The following is a 24019-nucleotide window of genomic DNA, read 5'->3' as shown; positions in this document are numbered from 1 at the left end:
AGAAGGGAGAAACTATGTCAATCGAATCGAGCTTGTCCCTCTTTGCCATGGTGGCGATCGCCGTCCCCATGCTGGGCTCCCTGCTCATCGTCATGCTGCCGCGTCCCTACGCTAAATGGATCTGCGCCTTTGCCGGCGGCATCGCCACGGTCGCTTCCGTTGGCTTGGCCGCGACGTTTGCCGGAAACGGCATGAACGCGGTCGATGTAACCTGGGCGAGTATGGGCCAGACCTTGGTCATGGGCTTCATATTCGACCGGATGAGCACGCTGCTCGCACCCGCGTTCGTCGCTATCGGCCTGCTCGTCGTCATCTATTCGTTCCCGTACATGAGCGATAAGAATAAGGAGCATCCCGACGCGCCCCGTCGTCGCTTCTACGTGTACTTCTCCACGTTCATCGGCGCCATGGCCGGTCTCGCCTACAGCTCCACCATCGTCGGCCAGCTCGTTTTCTTCGAGATCACCGGTGTGTGCTCCTGGGGCCTCATCAGCTACTACATGACGCCCACGGCCAAGAAGGCCGGTATGAAGGCGCTCATCATCACCCATATCGGCGCTCTGGGACTCTACATCGGCGCGGCCTTCCTGTTCGCCGGAACCGGCACGTTCGCGCTGAGCGCGATCTCCCAGCTCGATTCCGGTATGAAGACCGTCGTGCTGCTGCTCATCCTGTTCGCTGCTTGGGCCAAGTCCGCCCAGTTCCCGCTCTACATGTGGCTGCCCTCCGCAATGGAGGCCCCCACGCCCGTTTCCGCCTACCTTCATGGCGCGTCCATGGTTAAGGTCGGCGTGTGCGTGTTCGCCCGCGCTCTTGTGAGCGCCGGCGATATCCCCGAGATCGTCGGTTGGGTCGCCATCATCGACGCCGTCGTGACCATGCTCTTCGGCTTCCTCATGTACCTGCCCCAGAAGGATATGAAGCGCCTGCTCGCCTTCTCGACGATCGCGCAGCTCGCCTACGTGTTCTTTGGCCTGGGCCTCTCCGTGTTCGGAAGCCAGATGGCGTTTAACGGCGCCGTCGAGCACATCTTCAACCACGCGTTCACCAAGACCCTGTTCTTCCTCATCGCTGGCTCTCTCAGCTTCACGCTGGGAACCCGTATGCTGCCCAAGATCCAGGGCCTCATGAAGAAGTACCCGGTCACGGGCGTGGGCTTTGCGGTCGCCGCGACCGCTATCGCCGGCGCGCCCCCCATGAGCACGTTCTTTTCCAAGTTCCAGATCATTTCCGGTGGCTTCGCGGTTGGTGCTACCAACACGGTCATCTTTGTCCTCGTGTGCGTCATGGTCGTCGAGACCGTCGCCACCTTCGCATGGTTCCTGCGTTGGATGGGTAAGGTCCTGCCCGGTGAGCCGAGCGAGACCGTGGCCGCCGGCCAGCCCCTTCCGCGCGCCATGGCGTTCGTGTTCGTCGTCCTCATGATCATGGTCGTCGTCGCCGGTCCTCTGTCCTCTAGTTGGATGGGTTAGGAGGTAGGACATGGGTTATTCGTTAGTCAATATCCTGGGCGGTCTTCTGATCGTGACCTCCACCATGGTGGTCGTCTCGAAGACCATCCCGTCCGCCATCAAGTGGTACGCGATCCAGTCGGTTGTCCTGGTGGGCGTGCTGCTCACCCTGGGCCTCACCACCGGTGCCACCGAGCTTCTCATGTGGGCCGCGTCGGCCTTCGTCACCAAGGTGATCCTCGTTCCGTTCATTCTCAACCGTGCCTACAAGAAGATGGGTTCGCCTGCCGATAGCACGCTGACCTCCTCCATCAAGCCGGCCTGGACCATCATCCTCACCGGTCTGGAGGTGGCCGTCTGCTTCGCGGTGGTCACGCGCCTGAGCCTGCCCACCGCCGCGGTGGCCACTCCGGCCCTCGCCATCAGCTTCGCGCACTTCTTCGTCGGCCTCACGTGCATCATCTCCCAGCGCAACATCCTCAAGCAGATCTTCGGGTACTGCCTTATGGAGAACGGTAGCCACGTGACGCTCGCTCTGCTCGCGCCCACGGCCCCCGAGATCATCGAGATCGGCATCGCCACCGACGCCATCTTCGCCGTCATCATCATGTCCGCCGTCGTCGTGAGGATTTGGAACGACACCAAGTCGCTCGACTCCCACGACCTGACCGAATTGAAGGGGTAGGCCATGGATGTTTCAATGCTGACGGTCGCCCTGCTCGCTTGTCCTCTCGTGTTCTCCCTGATTATGGCTGCGCTCCCCAAGACGACGTCCTACAACGTCTTCGCGGGGCTCAACACCATCTCCGTCGCGGCGACCCTTGTCCTTTCGGTCGTCACCGCGGGAACCATGCTCTCGAGCGGGCAGAATATCGACGCTTTGGGCCTGTGGCTCCATCTCGATTCGCTCTCGTCGATCTTCGTCCTTCTGGTAGGCATCATCGGGTTCATCACCGGCGTGTACTCCATCTCCTATATCAAGATCGATATCGAGGAGAAGACCATGCCGGCCGAGCGCACCAAGCAGTACTACGCGCTGTTCAGCCTGTTCGTCTTTACGATGCTGCTCGCCTGCCTGTCCAACAACATCATCCTCACCTGGGCGGCGGTCGAGGCCACTACGCTGTCGACCGTGTTCCTCGTGGGCATCTACAAGAACAAGCAGGCGCTCGAGGCGTCTTGGAAGTACGCGATGGTCTGCACCGCCGGTGTGGCCTTCGGCCTGTTCGGCACGCTGCTCATCTACGCGAACGCCGCCGATATCATGCCCAACGCGCATGAGGCCGCCTTCCTCACCTCCATCATGCCCTACGCCGACCAGTTCGACCCGATGCTCGTGCGCCTCGCGTTCGCGTTCATCGTCATCGGCTTCGGCACCAAGGCGGGCCTGTTCCCCATGCACACCTGGCTGCCCGACGCGCACTCCCAGGCTCCGAGCCCGGTCTCCGCGCTGCTCTCGGGCGTGCTGCTCAAGTGCGCCATGCTGGTGATCATCCGCTTCTACTCCCTGTCCATCATCACGGTGGGCGACACCTATCCGCGAACGCTCCTGCTCATCCTGGGCACGCTGTCCATCCTGGTGGCTGCCCTGTGCATCTTCAAGCAGGACGATATCAAGCGCCGCTTCGCGTACTCCTCCGTCGACAACGTCGGCGTGGTCGCGCTGTGCCTGGGTATCGGTGGCCCGCTCGGTATCGCCGCCTGCCTGCTGCACTGCATCTTCCACGGCTTCACGAAGGCGCTCGCCTTCTGCATGGCCGGTAACATCCAGCACATCTACCACACCCGCGACCTGAACAAGATCAAGGGCGTCGTCGAGATCGCTCCCGTCACGGCAGCGCTCACCATCATCGCCCTGCTCGCGCTCGCCGCCTTCCCGCCGTTCGCCCTGTTCATCTCCGAGTTCCTCACCTTCGTGGCCGGCGTTCAGTCCGGTCCCATCTGGGTGGTCGTGCTCGTGGCCATCGGCCTCACCGGCGTGTACTTCGCCCTTACCGGCATCGCGCTCAAGTCCATCTTCGGCAAGGCGCCCGAGGGCATGAAGCGCCACGAGGTGCCCGCCCTCATGATCATCCCCGAGATCGCCCTCGCGATCGTGGTCATGTGGTTCGGTATCGCCACCCCGGTCGCCATCACGAGCGGCGTCGAGGATGCAACGTCCGTCGTTTTGAACCAGAGCGTCGAAGAGCTCCACGAGGCCCCTCTCTACCGCATGGTGTTCAGTTCCCAGACCAAGACAAGTGAGGTGAATTAGCACCATGGCAGAACCTGAAAAGAAGGACTACGCTCGTCGCTGCGAAAGCCACGTCGAGGCCCTGCGCGCTGCAGTGCCGGGCGCTATCGAGAAGGTCGAATGGCAGTGCGAGGACCAGCTGACGATCACCGTCAAGCTGGACCGTCTGCCCGAGGCCGTCCACTACCTGTATTACGAGCGCTACGGTTGGATTCCCGTGATCATCGGCAACGATGAGCGCAGTCTGTGCGGCCGCTACGCCGTGTACTACGTCATCTCCATGGAGGGGGAGGACCCCGGCTGGGTGACCGTGCGCACCGAGGTCGATCCCGCCAAGATGACGTTCCCGTCCGTGACGCCGTTCGTTCCCGCCTGCGTGTGGGGCGAGCGCGAGCTTCGTGACATGTTCGGCCTGATCCCCGAGGGCCTGCCCGATCGTCGTCGCCTGGTGCTGCCCGACGATTGGCCCAGCGGCCTGTATCCGCTGCGCAAGGACTCCATGGACTACCGTTTCCGTCCCGCTCCCGCGAGCGATATGGAAAACTACGAGTTCTTGGCCGATACCAAGGGCAAGGAGACGACGCTCGTTCCCATGGGACCGCTGCACATCACCTCCGACGAGCCCGGCCACTTCCGCCTGTTCGTCGAGGGCGAGACGATCGTCGACGCCGACTACCGTCTGTTCTACGTGCACCGCGGCATGGAAAAGGTCGCCGAGACGCGCCTGAACTATGACGCCGTGACGTTCCTCGCCGACCGCATCTGTGGCATCTGCGGCTGCGCCCACTCGGTGGCCTACGCCGAGGCCGTCGAGCGCGCCCAGGGCATTCATGTCCCGCCGCGCGCCCAGTACATCCGCGCCATCATGCTCGAGGTCGAGCGCCTGCACTCGCATCTGCTCAACATTGGCCTGGCGTCGCACTACACCGGCTTCGACTCCGGCTTCCAGCAGTTCTTCCGCGTCCGCGAGAAGTCCATGGACCTGGCCGAGAAGCTCTCCGGTCACCGCAAGACCTACGGCCTCAACGTGATCGGCGGCGTGCGTCGCGACATCCTGGCCGAGCAGAAGCTTTCCACGCTCACGACCATTCACCAGCTGCGCTCCGAGGTCCAAGAGCTTGTCGACGTCTTGCTCTCCACGCCCAACTTTATTGAGCGTACGAGTGGCATCGGCATCTTGGATCGCAAGATCGCACGCGACTTCTCGCCGGTCGGCCCGCTCATGCGTGGCTCGGGTTATGCCCGCGACGTGCGTTTTGACCACCCCTTCGACGGCTACGCCGATCCGGACGTCCAAAAGATGCACGCCGCCACGGCCGACACCTGCGATGCCTTCGGCCGTACCGCCGTTCGTATCCAGGAGGTCTACGATTCGATCGACATGATCGAGACCATGCTCGAGAACTGCCCGTCGGGCCCCATCCTCACCACGGATTGGGAGTACACCCCGCACAAGTACGCCATCGGCGCCACCGAGGCGCCGCGCGGCGAGGACGTGCACTGGGCGATGCTCGGCAACAACCAGAAGTGCTACCGCTGGCGCGCCAAGGCCGCCACGTACAGCAACTGGCCGGTCCTGCGCTACATGTTCCGCGGCAACACCGTGGGCGACGCCGCGCTGATCGTCGGCTCGCTCGACCCGTGCTACTCCTGCACCGACCGCGTGACGGTGACCGATGTCGCCGCCAAGCGCGACCACGTGCTCGACAAGGAGCAGTTCGAGAACGTCTGGCGCGACAAGTCGCCGCTTGCGGGCGAGGGCACCATGGCCGCTCCGCTCGATGAGGAGGCGCTCTAATATGCTGAAGCTTTGGAAGGTTAACGCCAAGGCCGGCGACGCGACGGTCAAGTACCCGTTTGCGCCGTTTCCCACCAACAAGGACATGCGCGGCAAGCCCGAGCACAACGCCGAGCTCTGCATCGCTTGCGGTGCCTGCGGCGTGGCGTGCCCGGCCGATGCCATTCGCATGGACACCGACCTTGCGGCCGATACCATCACCTGGTCGATCGACTACGGCCGCTGCATCTTTTGCGGCCGCTGCGAGGAGGCCTGCCCCATGGAGGCCATCAAGCTCACCGAGGAGTTTGAGCTGGCCGTCATGAGCAAGGACGACCTCACCAGCAAGAGCGTCTATACGCTCGAGCACTGCTCGCGTTGCGGCAAGCCGTTTGCCCCGCACAAGGAGATCGACTACGCCAAGCGCCTGCTGCAAAAGGCCGGCGGCATGGAGGCCATCCAGGCCGCCCGTACTGTCGGTATGTGCCAGGAGTGCAAGCGCGAGCTCGACGCCCTGCGCGCCGCCTCGGCCGTAAAGACCAGCAACGCGCGCGGCATGGCTGCCAACGAGACGCTTGCGTCCGGTGAGCCCCAGGGCCCCGGCATGGAGTATCTGGGCGGTCACGGCGTGAACCCGGAGTATATCGACCGCGAGCTCAACCCCGATGCGCCCGAGATTCCCGCCGGTCCTGCGCCGGTCGAGGGCATCATCATGGATTTTGATACGAAGGAGGAGTAACCATGGCCGAACCCACGCTTTTGCCCGAGCGGCTTCAGTACCGCCCGACCAAGATCGAGCTCGACGAGAGCATCGAGAAGGCCAAGGCGACCCTTCTTAAGAAGATCAAGCGCTCGGTGTACGTCTACCGTGTCGACTGTGGCGGCTGCAACGGCTGCGAGATCGAGATCTTCGGTTCCATCACGCCCGTCTTTGACGTCGAGCGTTTTGGCATCAAGGTCGTGCCCTCGCCCCGTCACGCCGATGTGCTGCTGTACACCGGCGCCGTGACGCGTGCCATGCGCATGCCGGCCCTGCGCGCCTTTGAGGCCGCACCCGATCCCAAGATCGTGGTGTCCTATGGCGCGTGCGGCTGCACCGGTGGTATCTTCTACGACAACTACTGCGTCTGGGGCGGCACCGACAAGATTCTGCCGGTCGACGTCTACATCCCCGGCTGCCCGCCCAGCCCCGCGCAGACCGTCTACGGCTTTGCCATGGCGCTCGGTCTGCTGGACCAAAAGCTCCATGCCGAGACCACGGTGGAGGCTGCCGGCGAGCAGGCCGATATCCTGCACCCCGGCGTGCCGTACAAGCTGCGCGTTGCCATCGAGCGCGAGGCTCGCGCCATGAGCGGCTACCGTTACGGCCGCGACCTGGCCAACGAGTTCATGGACACGCTCGAGGGCGCGCCCAAGGGCGATATCCGCGGTGCCATGGCGCTGCTCATCGACAAGCAGGACGATCCGCGCCGCGTTGAGGTCTACTCGGCGCTGCAGGATCTGGTGCTGGCCGGAGGTCGCTAGATGGAGCTCACGGACCGCTCTGGTTACTTTGCGGGCCCCGGCATGCTCGGCGGCTCCTTTGGCGATGCCTCGCGCGCAAGCGACGAGGCTGCCGAGGGCGTCGCCGACCCCTGCCTGGGCCATGCGCCCGACCAAGTGGTCTTTTACGAGCTCACGCGTAAGTTTGTGGAGACCGAGGAAGACGTTCCCCAGGAGGCCTGCGACGTGCTGTACTACACGCTCGCCGTGGGCCACCACACCGGCGTGCTCGACTGCTTTGAGCCGCGCCTGTCGGTGCCGGTGAGCGTGTTCTATTCGCTCGTCGACGCGCTGCCGGAGGGGGAGGCCAAAACCAAGTTCGAGGCCATCCGCTCTTTTGGCGAGTGCCAGCTCGACAAGGCGGCGGTGCCGTCGCTGCTCGAGGCCTGCGACGCGTTGCTCGACGTGCGCGGTTTTCGCGGGTCGGCCAAGGCCGGTATCTCGGTGTTCGATAACGACTTTGGCCTGCATGCCCAGCAGGTCGCGTTTCTGATGAAGTTCCGCGATCTGGTTGAGCGCGTGCGCGATGTGTCGGGCGTGTATCTGACGGGGAGGTTGCAGTAATGGGTCGCGTTGTGGATGGCCGCCTGAACGGCGCCCCGTTTGCGGGCATCGTGCTCACGGCGGGAAGCGTGCTGCGTGCCGACGATGCCGCCGGCCCTGTGCTCTCCAAAAAGATGGAGGACGCGCCCATCGCCGGTTGGTACACCATCGACGGAGGCCAAACGCCCGAGGATGACATCATCGAGGTCAAGCGCGAGCGTCCGCCGCGTTTGGTTTTGGTCGATGCCGCCGACATGGCGCTGCCCGTCGGCGCCATCCGCTTACTCGACAAACGCGATGTGGCCCGCAAGTCGATGTTCACCACGCATTCGCTTCCCTTGTCGATTCTGATCGAAGAGATTGAGCAATCGTGCGATGATATCGTCTTCGTCGGGATTCAGCCGGGCGACACGGAGTTCTACAACCCCATGTCCCCGGAAGTCTTTGAGGCCGTCGACGCCGTGTACGACGCCGTGGCCGCCAACGACTTTTCCCACTTTGTCCGCTTGGGGCAAGAGCAATAGGAGCGCTTGTCCCTGCTGATTAGGAAAGAAGTGATTGACATGGCAGATTCCAAGGTGGAGTATCCCGCTCCCGATTGCCTGGCGCCCGCTGCGATCGAGGCCAAGACCGAGGCCGCCGGCGTGACCAAGGCCAACCTGCCGGTCGCTAAGGCCTTTCTGTTGGCAATGTTCGCCGGTGCGTTCATCGCTTTCGGCGGCCTGTTCTTTACGGTGTTCTTGAGCGATAGCACGCTCGGCTGGGGCGCTCAGCGCGTCGTGGGCGGCCTGTGCTTTTGCCTGGGCCTAGTGCTCGTGCTGGTGTGCGGCGCGGAGCTGTTCACCGGTAATTCGCTTATGGTCTGCGCGCTCAAGAGCAAAAAGATCACCCTGGTCCAGATGCTCAAGGCCTGGGTCGTCGTATGGGTCGGTAATTTTGTCGGCGCTCTGTTCATCGTCTTTTTGGTGTACATGGCCGGCATTTACAAGCTCAACGGCGAGGCAGTCGCCAATTCCATGGTGAGCGTCGCCGCCGGCAAGGTGACGATCGACTGGGTGACGATCTTCTTCCGCGGCATCCTGTGCAACATCTTTGTGTGCCTGGCCGTGTGGATCGGCACCGCCGGCAAGACCGTAGTCGATAAGGTCGTGGGCATTCTGCTGCCGATCGCTGCCTTTGTGGCCTGCGGTTTTGAGCACTGCGTTGCCAACATGTACTTTTTGCCCATGGGTGCCGTGATGCACGCGTGCGGCTATGGTGCTGACGTCGCCGGCGCCGATGCGCTCAACGCTGCGGGCATTGCGTTTAACCTGTCCGCCGCCACGCTGGGCAACATCGTGGGCGGCGCGGTTCTGGTTGCGCTCGGCTACTGGTTTATCTACGCCAAGAAGTCCGAGGCGTAAGGTACCGTCTGTTTGACGTTGGGCCTCCCGCGGGGCGTTGCCGTGCGGGAGGCTTTTTGGGTCTGGGGCTCGTTGCCTGGCTTTTGGCCCGTTATGTTTGGCTGATGAAAGGGGTAATCGAGATGGCATCTGCTGTGAAGCGTGACGGTCGCTCCGTGGTGACGACATGCGGGGGATGCTATGCCGATTGCGCCTTTGCGGCACGCGTTGAGGACGGTCACGTGGTGGCCGAGCTGCCGGTGCCGGGGCACCCGTGCGCTGCGCGTGCCCTGTGCGCCCGCGGACGACATCGCCTAGCAATGCCGTTTGACGAGCGCGACCGCATCGTGCACCCCATGCGCCGACGAGCTGATGGCTCGGGGTTCGATGCGATTTCGTGGGACGAGGCGTTCGCGCAGATTGCGGCGCGCCTTGGGGGGATTATTGACGAGTGTGGTCCGCGCGCGCTGGGCATGACGCTCGGCGTGCCCTCGTTCGACCGCTACTGGGCATATCGCTTTATGCATGCGCTGGGCTCGCCCAACGTGTATGGTGCCGACGGTGCCTGCGAGGTAAGCCGTCTCACCGGTTGGGAGCATAGCCTGGGCTACAGCCCCGCCTCCGACCTTGCGCATACCGGTTGCATCATGTACCTGGGGCGTTCCATTGTCGATTCGTCGACGATGGGGGCCGTTGATACGCTCAACGATGCCCGTCGACGTGGGGCGAAGATTATCGTGGTCGACCCCCGGCGCAGTGGCTCGGCTGCGCTTGCCGACCGCTGGCTGCGCGTGCGCCCGGGCTGCGACTTGGCGCTGCTGTTGGGTATTGCCCATGTCTTGATTGCCGAGGATCTGTATGACCACGAGTTCGTGACCCGCCATACCACGGGCTTTGACGAGCTGGCGCAGGCGGCTGCTGTTTGGACGCCCGAGTGGGCGGAGTCGATGTGCGACGTGCCGGCCGCAGAGATTGTCGCCACGGCGCGCGATCTGGCTGCCGCCGCGCCTGCCGCCGTGGTGGATGCGGGCTTTCATGGTGGCATCGGCATCGCATATGCCAACAGTACCCAGACGGCGCGAGCTATCTGCATGGTCGATGTGCTGCTGGGCTGTATTGGACATGTGGGCGGCGCACTCAATCCACCCACGCCGCTTGTGCTGGGCGACCTCGATCCCGCGCGCTTTGCGACGCCTCCGGTGCCTCGCGGGCCCAAGTTGGGGTCCGAGCGCTATCCACTGGTCGATCCGGTGCGCGGTCTGTGCACGACCATCGGTCAGTCGATTCTTACCGGGGACCTGCGCGGGCTGATCGTTTACGCCAGCAATCCCGGTGCGGGCTATGGCAATGCGCAGGCTTGGTTGAGTATTTTGCAGCAGCTCGACCTGCTCGTGACGATTGATATTCGCTGGTCCGAGACAGCGCGCGCTTCTGACTTCGTGCTGCCCGACGTGACGTATCTGGAGGCCGACCGCGGTGTGGGCACGGTCGTGGGCGCCAACGATGCGCGCGTGTTCTACCGCAACGCCGTGCTGCCTGTGCAGCATGACGACACACGTCCCGGTCGGGAGATTTTTGCCGGTCTGGCACAGGCGTGTGGCGCGGGCGAGTACTTCCAGTTCACGCCTGACGATCTGGCGGCTGCCCAGGTGGCGCCGTTTGGGATCAATCAGGACGAGCTCAAGGAGCGCGGCTGGGCCGACACGGGCGTTGCGTTGCCGTCGCGTACGGGCGAGCCAGCGATTCCCCTGGATGGCGGCAAAATTGCGCTGGCAAGCGACGTATGGGAACGAGCCGGCCTGGGTCGAGTACCCAACTGGATCGCTCCCATGGTGGAGCCTGGCCCGGGGATGTTTCGCCTCATTAGCGGCAACCGCCCCTTTGAGTCGCACACCTCGCGCAGGCTTGCGGCCCAAGGTGCTGCCGAGGCGGGCTCGGATCTGGATGCCGTGCAGATGAATGCCGATGCTGCTGCGCACATGGGCATCGCCGACGGCGAGATCGTCGACCTCGTGAGCGATATGGGCCGCGACCGCGTGCGCGTGGAGACGACGCCGTATCTGCATCCGGCGTGTATCTTTACGTCGGCCGCCCCCGGCGGACGTTCGTTTGGCGCTGATACCGGTGGCGCTCAAGGCTTGGGCGTCGGCCCACTCGACCATACACCGTTGCGTTGGGACCCGTTGACGGGCGCCGCACTCACCCAGGAAAACGCCGTTCGCGTGGAAAAGATCGCGGCGCGCGAGGATAATGACGAGTAATTGACTCAGCTGATGTATTGTGACTGATCCACATTTCTTTTGAAAGGCCGCACATGAGCGATAGCCAGAACATGTCCGATGAGGTGCGCGCCCGCCTGCGCGCCATTCCTTCTGTCAACGAGCTGCTTGCCGAGTGGCCGGTAGTGAAGGCGGCGGGGGAGACCTGCGACGCGGTGGTGCATGCCGCTGTCACGGCCGAGCTTGACGAGGAGCGCGCTGCGATTCGTGCCGGTGCCGCTCCACGTTCTAAGCGCGAGCTGGCCTCGGCCGTCGAGTGGCGTGCCCACCGCTCTGCGCTGCCGAGCTTGCGCCCTGCCGTCAACGCCACGGGCGTGGTCATCCATACCAACTTGGGCCGCGCCCCGCTCGCGGAGTCGGCCGCCAAGGCCGTGGCCGAGGTCGCGCGCGGCTACAGCACGCTCGAGTACAGCGTGGACACCTGCTCGCGCGGGTCGCGCAAGGAGCACGCTGCACAGCTGATTCGCTCGCTTACCGGTGCCGAGGACGCGCTTGTGGTCAACAACAACGCCGCCGCGGTGCTGCTGGTGCTTGCCACCCATGCCGCGGGCAAAGAGGTTATCGTCAGCCGCGGCGAGCTTGTCGAGATTGGCGGCAGCTTTCGCATCCCCGATGTCATGGCGGCTTCGGGCGCCAAGCTTGTCGAGGTCGGCGCCACCAACCGCACGCATTTGGGCGACTACGAGCGCGCCATCACGACCGATACGGCGATGATCCTTAAGGTCCATCCTTCCAACTATCGCATCGAAGGTTTTCACGAGGAAGTGAGCTCAAGGGGGCTCGCCGCACTGGCCCATAAGCACGGCCTGCTGTTCTATGAAGACCAGGGGTCGGGCGCGCTGTTGCCTGACGACATCCTGGTTCGTGGCGGCGAGGAGACTACACCCACTTCGGTGGCGGCGGGGCTCGATATCGTGTCGTGCTCGGGTGATAAGCTGCTGGGCGCCGCGCAGGCGGGCATTATCATGGGCCGTCGCGATCTGGTCCAGGCCTGCGGCGCACATCCGCTCATGCGCGCTCTGCGTCCGGGCAAACTGGCTCTGTCGGCGCTCGAGGCCACGCTGCGCATCTACATGGATGGCGCCGATGTTGCCCATCGCGATATTCCGGTGCTCAGCATGCTTACGCTGCCGCAGGCTCATTTGGAGCGACGTGCCCGTAAGCTGCGTGATCGTATGGTCGCCGGGCTCGATAAGGCTGGTTGCCCGTGTGCCGTTGAGTTGGAGATTGTCGAGGAATCGTCGACCCCCGGTGGCGGCTCGCTGCCTACCGTGGAGCTGCCCACGATGTGCGTTGCCGTGCGTCTTGTTGACGCGCGCCTGACGGTCGATGCGCTCAAGCGCTCGCTTGTCCAGGACTTCGACACGCCGGTCGTCACGCGAACCTCGCACGATCGCATTTTGTTTGACGTCCGTACGCTCGTGGGCGACCGCGATATCGAGACGGCGGCGTCGACGCTCGTCGCGTGCGTTGAGAAGGCGATTGCTCGATGAGTGAGGTTCAGGCGCTGGTGGAGTGCCCCGTTATCGTTGGCACGGCGGGTCACGTTGACCATGGTAAGTCGGCACTGATCGAGGCACTGACTGGCAAGAATCCCGATCGTCTGGAGGTTGAGCGCCGTCGCGGTATGACCGTGGAGCTGGGCTTTGGCGAGCTGGCGCTGCCGAGTGGCAAGATCGTTGGCCTGGTCGACGTGCCGGGCCACGCGCATTACTTGCGCGCCATGGTGCAGGGCGCCACGGGCATCGACGTTGCCGTGCTGGTGGTCTCTGCCGTCGAGGGCGTGATGCCGCAGACGCGCGAGCACGTGCACGTGCTGGAGCTGCTGGGCGTCACGCATATGGTGGTCGCGCTGACGATGTGTGACCTGGCCGATGCCGAGATGACCGAGCTTGCCGAGCTCGATGTCGATGACTTTTTGTCGGGTACCGTGTTTGCGGGCGCGCCGATTGTGCCCGTGTCGTCTAAGACGGGCGAGGGGATCGACGGGCTGCTTGCGGTGCTCGACGAGCAGGTAAGTGCTTGCTGGGATGCCTGCCGTGCCCGTGCCGAGCTCACCGATGCCGCGCCGCGTCTGCCGATTGACCGCTGCTTTACGATCAAGGGCGTCGGTACTGTCGTGACGGGAACGTTGCACGATGCGCCGGTTGCGGTGGGCGACGAACTCGTCGCCCTGCCGTCGCGTACGGTCTGTCGCGTGCGTGGGATTCAGGTGCATGGCGATACGCCGCGAGCACTGCCCGGACAGCGCGTGGCGCTCAACTTGGTGGGCGATGGTGTTGCCGCTCTCGATCGCGGTGAGATGCTCGGCGTGGCGGACCGCTTTGGCCAGACGTTGCGCTTTATGATGACGTTCACCTACCTGGGCCGCGAGGGCACCAAGCCGCGCGTGCTCGAGTCGGGCGCGCGCGTGCATGTGATGGCCGGCACGGCCGAAGTCGTCGGCCGCATCATGCTTTTGGAGGGCGAGGCCCCCATGGCGGTGGGTGAGACCCGTACCGTGCAGGTGCGATTGGAGGAGCCGCTACCGCTGCGCGCCGGAGACCATGCCGTGGTGCTGTCGTATTCGCCCGTTATGCTCATCGGCGGCGGGCGCGTGCTGCTATCGCGCTGCCGTCGCTCGCGCGAGCTTTCTGCCAGCGAGCTCGCACTGTTTGCGGCGCTTGAGTCCGGCGATATCGCGGGCGGTGTGGGCGCTTGGCTGGCACTGCAGATGCTGCCGGTTACGGCGGTTGATGTTGCCGAGGCTTTGGATCTTGGTGTCGGCGAGGTCGATGCCGCACTGCGCGGGTTGGTGGCGCAGGGCTCCGTTCGCAAGCTTTCCGTGGGTGATGCGGACCACTTGGTGGATGCCGCGGTGCTGGACGCCGCGATGGATGCACTGGCGGCGACCCTGTCAGCCATGCACGCGGCGTCTCCCAAGGAGACGGGCTTTACGCCCGGCGCCGTTGCCCATGCTGCGTGGCCTGCCGCTGATGATGGCGTTGCCGCGGCTCTGATTGCCGAGGGCTGCTCGCGTGGTGTGTGCGCCGCCGAGGGCGCCGAGGTATTCGATCCGCATTCGGCCGCCGCGGCGGCACGCGTGGTTCGCGAAGCCTGCGAACGTATCGTTGCCTTGCTGGACGAAGCCGGCCTCGATGCACCGACGTTGCCCGAGGTGGGCGAGCAACTGCAGCTCGATCGCGACACCATGACGCGTGCCCTGCGCGAGCTTTCGCTCAACCGCTCGATCGTGAAGGTCGAGCGCGACGTTGCCCTGTCCGCTGCCGCCGAGGCCCATGCGCGCGAGCTTGTTGCCGCCGCCATCGCCGATGCCGGTGGCGCTGCCACCACGAGCGTGCTGCGCGAGGCCCTGGGCGTGTCGCGCAAACGTGCCATCAGCATCTTGGAGCACCTGGATGCCGTGCGCTTTACGGTGCTCGACAAGGACGCCGGCGGCCTGAGGTCCCTGCGCTAGGCCGGTCACTCGCTTCCGCCTCCTCAGTTGCGGTGAAATAGTTCCTATTTGGAGGCTTTGGCAGCAAATGCAGGAACTATTCCACCGCAACTTCTTGTTCGTCTTTTTGGGATGGAGCCGTTTCGGTTTGGTAAAATACCGCCGCACTTGGGAACGGATGGGCTCCGGTGGGCTCCGCGGTCCTCAAAACCGTTGCGAGGCGTGCAAAACGTCTTGGATGTGTTCGATTCACATACGTTCCCGCCATACGCTACCAGCGCTTTTGTGCTCGCGGTCTTGCTGCGTGCCGCAAAGGCGCTGTTTTGTTTTTGCACGAGCTTTTCGTAGCGCTGCTATTTCGGTGGCTGTATTTAGCTTCGTGCACCGGGTTTCGAGCATGCCGATGGAGGTGTTTTGCCGTATGACTACCGTAAGACGTGCCGATCTTTCTTGTGTCGTCCAAGCGGGTGGGCTGTCCTCGCGCATGGGCTGTGATAAGGCTCGCATGGCGTTTTGCGGCGAGCCGCTCATCGAACGCGTGCTGGGTCGGCTGGCGCCAGTTGCCGGCGAGTTGGTCGTGACGACTTCGCGTCCCAGCGAGCTTGCCTACCTTGAGGAGCGCACGTTTGGCGGTCTGGTGCCGCGAATAGTGTCGGACCTTGAGGGGCCGGCGGGCGCCATGCGCGGCATCGCGAGTTCGCTGACTGCGGCCCGGCTGCCTCTCGTTGCTATCGTCGCCTGTGATATGCCGTTTGTCTCTTCGAAGCTAATCGGTGCCCTTGCCAGCTGTGTCGAGGCCGAGGCGCTCGACGTGTGCGTGCCGCGCGAGGAGCGGGGGATTGAGCCGCTTTGTGCCGTCTGGCGCCGTGACGCGTGTGCGCCGGTCGCCCAAGAGCTGCTCGCCTGCGACCGTCAGCGCATTCGCTGCCTGATTAATCGCGTTCAGGCCGGTTATATGGATGAGCCGCAGATCGTTAAGGTCGCAGGCTCCACGCTCTGCTTCGAAAACGTCAATACACCCGAGGAGTTTGCGGCGGCCGAGTTGCTCGCCTAGACGATTGGAGTTGCCATGTCTCACGATATCTGTCCCGATACGGGAGAACCTTGCACTTGTGACGGGTCCGAGCCTTGCACCTGCGGCTGTGGCGGCTGTGGACATACGGCCGAGGAAGAGGCAGCGGCGGCTGCGTATCGCGAGTCGCACCGCGAGGCCTCGTCCGGTGGCGCCCTCGATCACGAGCGCAAAATCATCGTGTCGTTCGACAGCACCTTCGATGTGATGGAATGCGAACAGCTGTGTCTTGCCGCCGGTGTGCCTGGGCGCATCATGCCGCTGCCCGGCTCCATCACCGCCGGCTGCGGGCTGTGCTGGGCCATGCCGTTCTCGGGCGATGCCCTCGCCGCCTTCCGTGCCGCTACCGAGGGCCGCGTAACCCCCGCCGACTACCACCAGCTCGTCCTCTAACCACCAAAACCACCACAAAGTTGCCTGTCCCCAATGTGGTGGTTTGGAACACGTGGACGAAACAGGTTTGAAACACGGGTTTTGCGCGTCAGACACTCAAAAACGCTTCTACCTGCATCGTAATCAAAACGAAACATCTGCTCGTCGGCTTATGCGAAACTTTGCTGCAACAGTGCGATATTATCCATACTCGATAAAGTTCGCGGCGCATAGGGTGCCGCGACCGACATTTTTCGTTTCCCATCATTGGAGGAAGCATGAGCTACACGCAGAAAGTTCTCGAAGAGCTCAAGGCCCGCTATCCCGAGCAGCCTGAGTTCATCCAGGCCGCGACCGAGATCCTCGGCACCATCCAGCCGGCGCTCGACGCCCACCCCGAGTACGAGGAGACCGCCCTGCTGGAGCGCCTCGTCGAGCCCGAGCGCATCGTCATGTTCCGTGTTCCCTGGGTCGACGACCAGGGCAAGGTTCAGGTCAACCGCGGCTATCGCGTCGAGTTCAACTCTGCCATTGGACCCTACAAGGGCGGCCTGCGCTTTAACCCGACGGTCACCCTGGGTATGCTCAAGTTCCTGGGCCTGGAGCAGATCCTCAAGAACAGCCTGACCACCCTTCCCATGGGCGGCGGCAAGGGCGGCTCCGACTTTGACCCCAAGGGCAAGTCCAACAACGAGATCATGCACTTCTGCCAGTCCTTCATGACCGAGCTCTATCGCCACATCGGCCCCAACACCGACGTTCCCGCCGGCGACCTGGGCGTTGGCGGTCGCGAGGTTGCCTACCTGTTCGGTCAGTACAAGCGCCTGACCAACGAGTGGACCGGCGTCCTTACCGGCAAGGGCCTCTCCTTTGGCGGCTCGCTCGCCCGTACCGAGGCCACCGGTTACGGTCTGGTCTACTTTGTGGACGAGTACCTCAAGAGCCGCGGCGACTCCTTCGAGGGCAAGAACGTCGTCGTTCATGGCTCCGGCAACGTCGCCATCTACGCCGTCCAGAAGGTCTCCCAGCTCGGCGGCAAGGTGCTCGCCTGCTCCGACACCCATGGCTGGGTCGAGGATCCCGACGGCATCGACTACACCGTGCTCGAGCATGTCTACAACAAGAAGCGCTCCGGCCACGACAAGGGCGTTACGCTCGCTATGTACGTTGACGAGAAGCCCAACGCCGTGTGGCACGAGGGCGACGGCCGCGGCGTGTGGCAGCTGCCCTGCGACATCGCGCTGCCCTGCGCTCGCGAGAACACGCTGCTGCTCGAGGACGCCCAGGCGCTCGTCGCCAACGGCTGCAAGGTGGTCGGCGAGGGCGCGAACATGCCTACGACCATCGAGGCCACGACCTACTTCCAGGAGAACGGCGTTGCCTTTATGCCCGGTAAGGCTGCCAACGCCGGCGGCGTGCTCGTGTCCGGCCTGGAGATGAGCCAGAACGCCGAGCACCTGTCCTGGACCTTCGAGGAGGTTGACGGCAAGCTCGAGCAGCTCATGCGCGGCATGTTCCACAACGTGGACGACACCGCCAAGGAGTATGGCCAGGAGGGCAACTTCGTCATGGGCGCCAACATCGCTGGCTTCCTGAAGGTCGCCGACGCCATGCTCGCCCAGGGCGTCTGCTAAATCTTCGCTCGACATAGCATGTGATAAGGCTCCCAGCCATTCCGGCTGGGAGCCTTTTTTGATCCGTCGGGGACGGAGGAAAACGGATCATTTTGCCCCGACACGAGCTGTGCGCTCTCGTTTGGTACACTTAGAGGTACTGGACAAGTGAAGAGATGGGGGAGAACGTGCTCAAGTTCGGTACCTACGTCCGTGTTGGAAACGCGGCCGAAGCCTATGAGCTCTTACAGAAGAACCGCAACAACAAGATTGTGGGCGGCGGCATCTGGATGCGCCTGGGTTCGCGTCGCGTGGCGACGGCGATTGACCTTTCGGCCTGCGGACTCGATCAGATCGAGGAGACCGAGACCGAGTTTCGCATCGGTGCCATGTGTACCCTGCGCCAGCTCGAGCGTCATGCCGAGCTCAACGCGCTTGTCAACCATGTCTTTGAGTTCGCCGTCCGCGATATCGTGGGCGTGCAGCTGCGCAACACCGCCACGGTGGGCGGCAGCATCTACGGTCGCTTTGGTTTCTCGGACGTGCTCTCCGCCTTCCTCGCGCTCGATTCGTACGTTGAGCTGACGGGTGCCGGCCGCGTGCCGCTCGCCGAGTTCGTGGACATGGGCTACGTGCGTGACGTGATCGAGCACGTCGTGGTCGTTAAGCACGATTACCGTGCGAGCTACGAGGCCGTGCGCAAGGCCGCGACCGACTTCCCCTCCTTAAACGTCACCGCCGCCTGGTGGGACAACAGCTGGCATGTCACCGTGGGCGCCCGCCCGCTGCGTGCGACCCTGCTGCAGGGCGAGGCATGTGGCCTTATCGGCAAGCAGCCTTCCGAGGACGAGCTGCGCGCCCTTGCCGCATCCGTGCGTGCCCTGAGATACGGCACCAATATGTGGGGCTCGGCCGACTACCGCCGTCGCATCTCGGCCCCGCTTGCCGTCCAGGCCGTGCGCCGCGCCGCCGGCATCGAGCTTTCGGCCGCGCTTGCCCGCGAGCTCGAGACCGTGCAAGTGCCTAAGTTTGCCACGGACGAGTATTCCTGCCGCCGCGTGCCCGGCGTCGATTCTAGCGAGGTGCGCTAATGGCTGCCAAACTCATCGATCTTTCCTTTACGCTCAACGGCCGCAAGATCAAGGTTCAGATTGCCCCCGACACCATGCTTTTTTCGCTTTTGCGTGAGCAGGGTTGTTCATCGGTGCGCTGCGCCTGCGAGACCACCAACTGCGGCCTGTGCACGGTGTGGCTCGATGGCGACCCGGTGCTGAGCTGCTCGGTTCCCGCCGCCCGTGTTGAGGGCCACACCATCACCACGCTCGAGGGCCTCAAGGCCGAGTCCGAGGCACTCGCCCGTGCGATGGCTGCCGAAGGTGCTGAGCAGTGCGGTTTTTGTGCCCCCGGCCTCATCATGAACGTGCTGGCGCTTGCCCGCGCCGCCAAGGAGGACCCGAGCCTCGTCTCCACGCGCGAGGAGCTCTCGCGCCAGCTCGCCGGCAACCTCTGCCGCTGCAGCGGCTACGAGAGCCAGCTGCGCGCCATCGTGCGCTTCCTTAACGAGTCCGGCGTGCAGGTGGGCTTTGAGATGCCCGAGCTGCCGGTCAACGACACCAGCTGCGACGGTGTTTCCTACAAGCAGATCACCCACAAGCAGCCCAAGAAGGACTCGAAGGCCCTGCTCGAGGGCCGTCCCGTCTACACGGGCGACCTTGTGCCCGCCGGCGCCCTGATCGTCAAGCTCAAGCGCAGCCCGTATGCCCGTGCCAAGATCCGCTCCATCGATACATCGCGCGCCCTGAAGGTGCCCGGCGTGGTGGGCGTCTACACCTACGAGGACGTGCCCAAGCGCCGCTTTACCATCGCCGGCCAGAGCTATCCGCAGCCGAGTCCCTACGACCGCCTGATCCTCGAGAACCTCGTGCGCTACCAAAACGAGGAGGTGGCGATCGTCGCCGCCGAGACCGAGGAGGCCGCCGACAAGGCACTCAAGCTCATCAAGGTCGACTATGAGGTGCTCGAGCCCCTGCTCGACTTTACCCAGGCACTCGATAACGACATCGTGGTCCACCCCGAGGGCGACGTGACCTTTATGTTCCCGCAAGGCGGCGACGTTGCTCGCAACCTGGTGTGCAGCGGTACCAGCGATTTTGGTGACCTTGATGAAGCGTTCGCCCAGAGCGACATCGTCTTTGAGCGCACCTACACCAGCCAGGCCACGCAGACCGCGCCCATGGAGACCTTCCGCGCCTTCGCGACGACCGACGCGTTCGGCCGCATCTCGGTGACCACCTCTACACAGGTGCCCTTCCACGTGCGCCGCATGGTCGCGCAGTCGCTCGACATTCCGCAATCGCAGGTGCAGGTCATTAAGCCGCGCATCGGCGGCGGCTTTGGCTCCAAGCAGACGGGCTGCTGCGAGATCTTCGTGGCGTTCGTGACCCAGCAGACCGGCCGTCCGAGCTATTGCTGCTACACCCGCGAGGAGACCATCACCGCGGGCAACTCGCGCCATCAGATGCAGATGACCGTTAAGCTGGGCGCCATGAACGACGGCACCATCACGGCCATCGACCTGCATACGCTGTCCAACGCCGGCGCCTATGGCGAGCATGCCACCACGACGATCGGCCTCTCGGGCCACAAGAGCCTGCCTATCTACAACCACGTGAAGGCGAGCCGCTTTAGCTGGGATGCCGTCTACACCAACACCAACCGCGGCGGCGCGTATCGTGGCTACGGTGCCACCCAGGGCCAGTTTGCCGTGGAGAGCGCCGTCAACGAGCTCGCCGACATGCTGCACATGGACCCGGCTGACCTTCGCCTTAAGAACATCGTGCACGAGGGCGAGATCATGCCGCAGTACTACAACGAGAAGCTCAACGCCTGCGCGCTCGACCGCTGCCTGCTGCGCGCGATGGACATGATCGGTTGGCGCGACAAGCCGCTGGCTGTGGACCTGGGCGACCGCGTGCGTGCCCTGGGCTGCGCGCTCACCATGCAGGGCTCGGGCATTTCCAACGTGGACATCGCCGGCATCGACATGCGCCTGGAAGAGGACGGCTTCATTACCATCGGCACCGGAGCCACCGATAACGGCATGGGCGTCGACACGATCCTGGCGCAGATTGCCGCCGAGGAGCTGGGTGTGGAGAGCTCGCTCATTGTGGTGCGCGGCGTGGACACCGACGTGTCGCCGTTCGATGCCGGCTCGTACGCGAGCTCGGGCACGTACGTGACGGGCCTGGCAGCCAAGAACGCTGCGACCGAGCTGCGCGAGAAGATCTGCACCAAGGCCGCCCAGATGTGGGACGTGGATGCCGCCGATGTGGTCTTCGATGGCCAGTACGTGCGCCTGTCCGACGAGCGCGCCGCGCGCGAGCAGAACCGCTACCTCACGCTGCGCGACTTTGCCAACCTGTGCGTCAAGAACATCGCGGGCGGCGACGCGCTCACCTCGCATGCCTCTGCCTGCCTGCCCGTTTCGCCTCCGCCGTTTATGGCCGGTATTGCCGAGGTCGAGGTCGACAAGGCCACCGGCAAGGTGACTGTGGTGGACTACGCGGCAGCCGTCGACTGCGGCACCGTGATCAACGAGGCACTCGCGCGCGTCCAGGCCGAGGGCGGCATTGCCCAGGGTATCGGTCACGCGCTCTACGAGATCGTCGAGCACGATGACCGCGGCCGTCTGCGCACCGGCAACTTTATGAGCTACAAGCTGCCCACGCGCCTGGATATCGGCAGCATTCGCGTGGCCTTTGAGCCGAGCTACGAGCCGACGGGCCCGTTTGGCGCCAAGTCGATCGGCGAGGTCGTCATCAACACGCCGCTCGCCGCCGTGGCCTCGGCCGTGGCACACGCCACCGGACATCAGGTCCGCTCGCTGCCCATCACGCCCGAGAAGGCCCTGCTGGGGGAGTAGCGGGTCGGCGAACAAGTCGTAATTGGCGGGGCGGGGCAACTCGCCCCGCCTTTTGCACTCGTGGTGAGGTCGTGAGCCTGTAAAAGGTGTGCGTGCGCTTGTCGTTCGTATCTGCTATCATTCCTAGTCTGTGCGCTCATGCGGGCGTGGCGGAATTGGTAGACGCGCCAGATTTAGGTTCTGGTGGGATTCCCGTGAAGGTTCGAGTCCTTTCGCCCGCACCAACGCACCTGCGTCGGCTCCTGCCGTCGCGACTCTTTGTTGCATAAAGGTACCAGCACCTCAGATAAGCTGGGCAGTATGAGGAGGAACGTGTTGAACATCACCGCTTCTGACGTCAAGGACGCCAAGCTCACCGCTACGGTCACCATCCCGGCCGCCGACGTCGACGCCGCGATCAAGAAGGCCTACAAGGACACCGCCAAGAAGTACCGCTTCCCGGGCTTCCGTGCCGGTAAGGCTCCCCGTCCGGTCATCGACTCTGCTCTTGGCGCCGAGGCTACCCTCGCTCAGGCTACCAACGACCTGATCGCCGCCAACGAGCCCGTCGTCCTCAACGAGCTGGACATCGTCCCCACCAAGAACGGTGACTACAAGGAGCTCGACCTCGCCAAGGATCACGAGGACTACACCTACACCGTCGAGTTCTCCCTGCGTCCTGCCGCCGAGCTCTCCTCCTTCGACGCCGTCGAGATCGAGATGCCCCCTGCGGAGGTCACCGAGTCCGAGATCAACAACCAGGTCGAGATGCTCCTCAACTACCGTGCCACCTTCGAGGACGTTGAGGGTCGCGCCGTCGAGGCTGACGACTATGTGACCGTCGATCTCAAGGCTGTCGAGAACGCCGACAACTTCGCCGCCGAGGGCCGCATGCTCATCGCCGGTAGCGACAGCAACCCCAAGGAGTTCAACGAGGCCCTGATCGGCGCCAACGTTGACGACGTCAAGTCCGTTACCTGGACCGACGAGGTCGAGGAGGGCGAGGAGGCCGAGACCCACACCGTCGAGGTCACCGTCAAGGGCATCAAGGTCCGCAACACCCCCGAGCTCACCGACGAGCTCGTCAAGTCCGACTTTGGCTTTGACAGCATCGAGGCCATGCGCGACGCCATCAAGATCGAGATCGAGCAGGACAAGGCTTCCCGCCTGCCGGCCGAGAAGGAGAACCGTTGCGTCTCCGCTCTCGCCGAGCGTCTGCAGCTCGACGAGATGGACGCCGACTACGAGCAGTCCGTCTTTGAGGAGCTCGGCCAGAACTTCCTGTCCAACCTCGCTGCCCGCGGCATGACGCTCGACACCTGGCTGCCCGCTTCCGGCCTGACCATGGAGCAGTTCATCGGCGACCTGCACAAGCAGGCCAACGACGTTGCCCGTGAGTCCCTGGCGCTCGATGCTCTCGCCCGTGAGCTCAAGATTGAGGTCACCGAGGACGACATCAACGCCGAGTTCGAGAAGGCCGGCGTCAAGGACGTCGAGGCTTCCAAGGCCGAGTTCATCGCCGATGGCCGCATGCCTGCCGTCCGCGAGTCCATCCGTCGCTCCAAGGCCGTCGACCACCTGGTCGAGAACGCCAAGGTGACCGAGGTCGACGAGACCGCCAAGGACGCCGAGTAATTCTCGCCACCTTTCCCGCGAGCGCATGGATGCGCCCGTGATGGGGTAAAGTTATAAGCCGGTTATCCGGTTGCTTCGTACGGTGCCAGCCAATGCATAGCATGCGGGCACCGTACGTTTGTCTAGAACCACTATTGGTCCGTAAGAGAAATGGAGATGCGTATGATCGCTAAGTTCGATTCCGCCCTCGTGCCATACGTTATCGAGCAGACGCCGCGCGGCGAGCGCAGCTACGATATCTATTCGCGCCTGCTCAACGACCGCATCATCTTCTTGGGCGAGGAGATCAACTCCGTCAGCGCCAACCTGGTCGTTGCCCAGCTGCTGCATCTTGAGAGCCAAGATGCCGAGAAGGATATCTCGCTCTACATCAATTCGCCCGGTGGCGAGGTCTACTCCGGTCTGGCGATTCTGGACACCATGAACTTCATCAAGCCGCAGGTTTCCACCATCTGCGTCGGTATGGCTGCGTCCATGGCCGCCGTGCTGCTTTCGGCCGGCGCCAAGGGCAAGCGCTTCTGCCTGCCGCATTCCAAGGTTATGATTCACCAGCCCAGCGGCGGTGCCCAGGGCCAGCAGACCGAGATTGAGATTGTGGCCGAGGAGATCAAGAAGACTCGCCGCGAGCTCAACCAGATCCTGTCCGACGCCTCGGGCCAGCCCATCGAGAAGGTCCAGGCCGATACCGAGCGCGATAACTACTTGACCGCTGCCGAGGCCCTCGACTACGGCCTGATCGACCGTATCGTCACCTCGCGCGACCTCGCCGCGAAGGACGCCTAG

Annotated in this window: 19 protein-coding genes and 2 tRNA genes; all 21 read left to right on the top strand. The window is 63.8% G+C overall.

Going from position 1 to position 24019, the window contains the following annotated elements; genetic code table 11:
* Positions 1-14: 14 nt before the first annotated feature.
* Positions 15-1472 carry a hydrogenase 4 subunit D gene (locus tag GT571_RS01555; RefSeq protein ID WP_161155017.1) on the top strand — a complete coding sequence of 486 codons (1458 nt, stop codon included), beginning with the start codon at positions 15-17 and terminating at the stop codon, positions 1470-1472.
* A gap of 10 nt (positions 1473-1482) precedes the next feature.
* Entirely contained in the window at positions 1483-2136 is a 654-nt protein-coding gene (gene hyfE / locus GT571_RS01550; RefSeq protein WP_161155015.1) for a hydrogenase 4 membrane subunit, read from the top strand.
* Between the two features lie 3 nt (positions 2137-2139).
* The gene (locus tag GT571_RS01545) at positions 2140-3705 is read left to right on the top strand and encodes a hydrogenase 4 subunit F (protein WP_099431575.1); all 1566 of its coding nucleotides are present in this window, start codon (positions 2140-2142) and stop codon (positions 3703-3705) included.
* Positions 3706-3709: 4 nt separating this feature from the next.
* The gene (locus tag GT571_RS01540) at positions 3710-5482 is read left to right on the top strand and encodes a hydrogenase large subunit (protein ID WP_099431576.1); all 1773 of its coding nucleotides are present in this window, start codon (positions 3710-3712) and stop codon (positions 5480-5482) included.
* Between the two features lies 1 nt (position 5483).
* The gene (locus tag GT571_RS01535) at positions 5484-6200 is read left to right on the top strand and encodes a formate hydrogenlyase complex iron-sulfur subunit (RefSeq protein ID WP_161155013.1); all 717 of its coding nucleotides are present in this window, start codon (positions 5484-5486) and stop codon (positions 6198-6200) included.
* A gap of 2 nt (positions 6201-6202) precedes the next feature.
* A complete protein-coding gene (locus tag GT571_RS01530; RefSeq protein ID WP_006234107.1) occupies positions 6203-6985 on the top strand; it encodes an NADH-quinone oxidoreductase subunit B family protein in 783 nt (260 codons plus the stop codon).
* Positions 6986-7567, top strand: coding sequence for a formate hydrogenlyase maturation HycH family protein (locus tag GT571_RS01525; protein WP_161155011.1), 582 nt, complete (start codon positions 6986-6988; stop codon positions 7565-7567).
* The gene (hycI, locus tag GT571_RS01520; protein WP_161155009.1) at positions 7567-8070 is read left to right on the top strand and encodes a hydrogenase maturation peptidase HycI; all 504 of its coding nucleotides are present in this window, start codon (positions 7567-7569) and stop codon (positions 8068-8070) included. Before GT571_RS01525 ends, hycI begins: the two co-directional genes overlap by 1 nt.
* 39 nt (positions 8071-8109) lie before the next feature.
* Positions 8110-8949, top strand: coding sequence for a formate/nitrite transporter family protein (locus tag GT571_RS01515; protein WP_118237855.1), 840 nt, complete (start codon positions 8110-8112; stop codon positions 8947-8949).
* Between the two features lie 122 nt (positions 8950-9071).
* Positions 9072-11189 (top strand): molybdopterin-containing oxidoreductase family protein, encoded by a 2118-nt coding sequence (locus tag GT571_RS01510; protein ID WP_161155007.1) that lies wholly within the window; start codon positions 9072-9074, stop codon positions 11187-11189.
* Positions 11190-11242: 53 nt separating this feature from the next.
* Positions 11243-12700, top strand: a complete 1458-nt coding sequence (gene selA / locus GT571_RS01505) for an L-seryl-tRNA(Sec) selenium transferase (protein ID WP_204987181.1) — start codon at positions 11243-11245, stop codon at positions 12698-12700.
* On the top strand, positions 12697-14664 hold the full coding sequence (gene selB / locus GT571_RS01500) for a selenocysteine-specific translation elongation factor (RefSeq protein ID WP_161155005.1): 1968 nt from the start codon (positions 12697-12699) through the stop codon (positions 14662-14664). Before selA ends, selB begins: the two co-directional genes overlap by 4 nt.
* Before the next feature lie 149 nt (positions 14665-14813).
* Positions 14814-14910: transfer RNA gene (locus GT571_RS01495), tRNA-Sec, on the top strand.
* A 154-nt stretch (positions 14911-15064) separates the two neighbouring features.
* The gene (gene mobA, locus GT571_RS01490) at positions 15065-15697 is read left to right on the top strand and encodes a molybdenum cofactor guanylyltransferase (protein ID WP_161155003.1); all 633 of its coding nucleotides are present in this window, start codon (positions 15065-15067) and stop codon (positions 15695-15697) included.
* A gap of 15 nt (positions 15698-15712) precedes the next feature.
* Positions 15713-16108 carry a putative Se/S carrier protein gene (locus GT571_RS01485; RefSeq protein WP_161155001.1) on the top strand — a complete coding sequence of 132 codons (396 nt, stop codon included), beginning with the start codon at positions 15713-15715 and terminating at the stop codon, positions 16106-16108.
* Positions 16109-16365: 257 nt separating this feature from the next.
* Positions 16366-17721, top strand: coding sequence for an NADP-specific glutamate dehydrogenase (gdhA, locus tag GT571_RS01480; RefSeq protein WP_161154999.1), 1356 nt, complete (start codon positions 16366-16368; stop codon positions 17719-17721).
* 167 nt (positions 17722-17888) lie between these two features.
* Positions 17889-18791 (top strand): FAD binding domain-containing protein, encoded by a 903-nt coding sequence (locus GT571_RS01475; protein ID WP_204987180.1) that lies wholly within the window; start codon positions 17889-17891, stop codon positions 18789-18791.
* Complete coding sequence (locus GT571_RS01470; protein ID WP_161154995.1) at positions 18791-21622, top strand: molybdopterin-dependent oxidoreductase; 2832 nt, start codon at positions 18791-18793, stop codon at positions 21620-21622. Before GT571_RS01475 ends, GT571_RS01470 begins: the two co-directional genes overlap by 1 nt.
* 140 nt (positions 21623-21762) lie before the next feature.
* Positions 21763-21846, top strand: a tRNA-Leu gene (locus GT571_RS01465).
* Between the two features lie 88 nt (positions 21847-21934).
* Complete coding sequence (gene tig, locus GT571_RS01460) at positions 21935-23236, top strand: trigger factor (protein ID WP_338400644.1); 1302 nt, start codon at positions 21935-21937, stop codon at positions 23234-23236.
* A 162-nt stretch (positions 23237-23398) separates the two neighbouring features.
* Entirely contained in the window at positions 23399-24019 is a 621-nt protein-coding gene (locus tag GT571_RS01455) for an ATP-dependent Clp protease proteolytic subunit (RefSeq protein WP_022095182.1), read from the top strand.

Origin of the sequence: Collinsella aerofaciens, from assembly GCF_009876115.1 — a bacterium.
GTDB classification, from domain to species: domain Bacteria; phylum Actinomycetota; class Coriobacteriia; order Coriobacteriales; family Coriobacteriaceae; genus Collinsella; species Collinsella aerofaciens_N.
The sequence above is the reverse complement of the archived record's forward strand: the minus strand, read 5'-3'. Positions and strand labels throughout refer to the sequence as shown.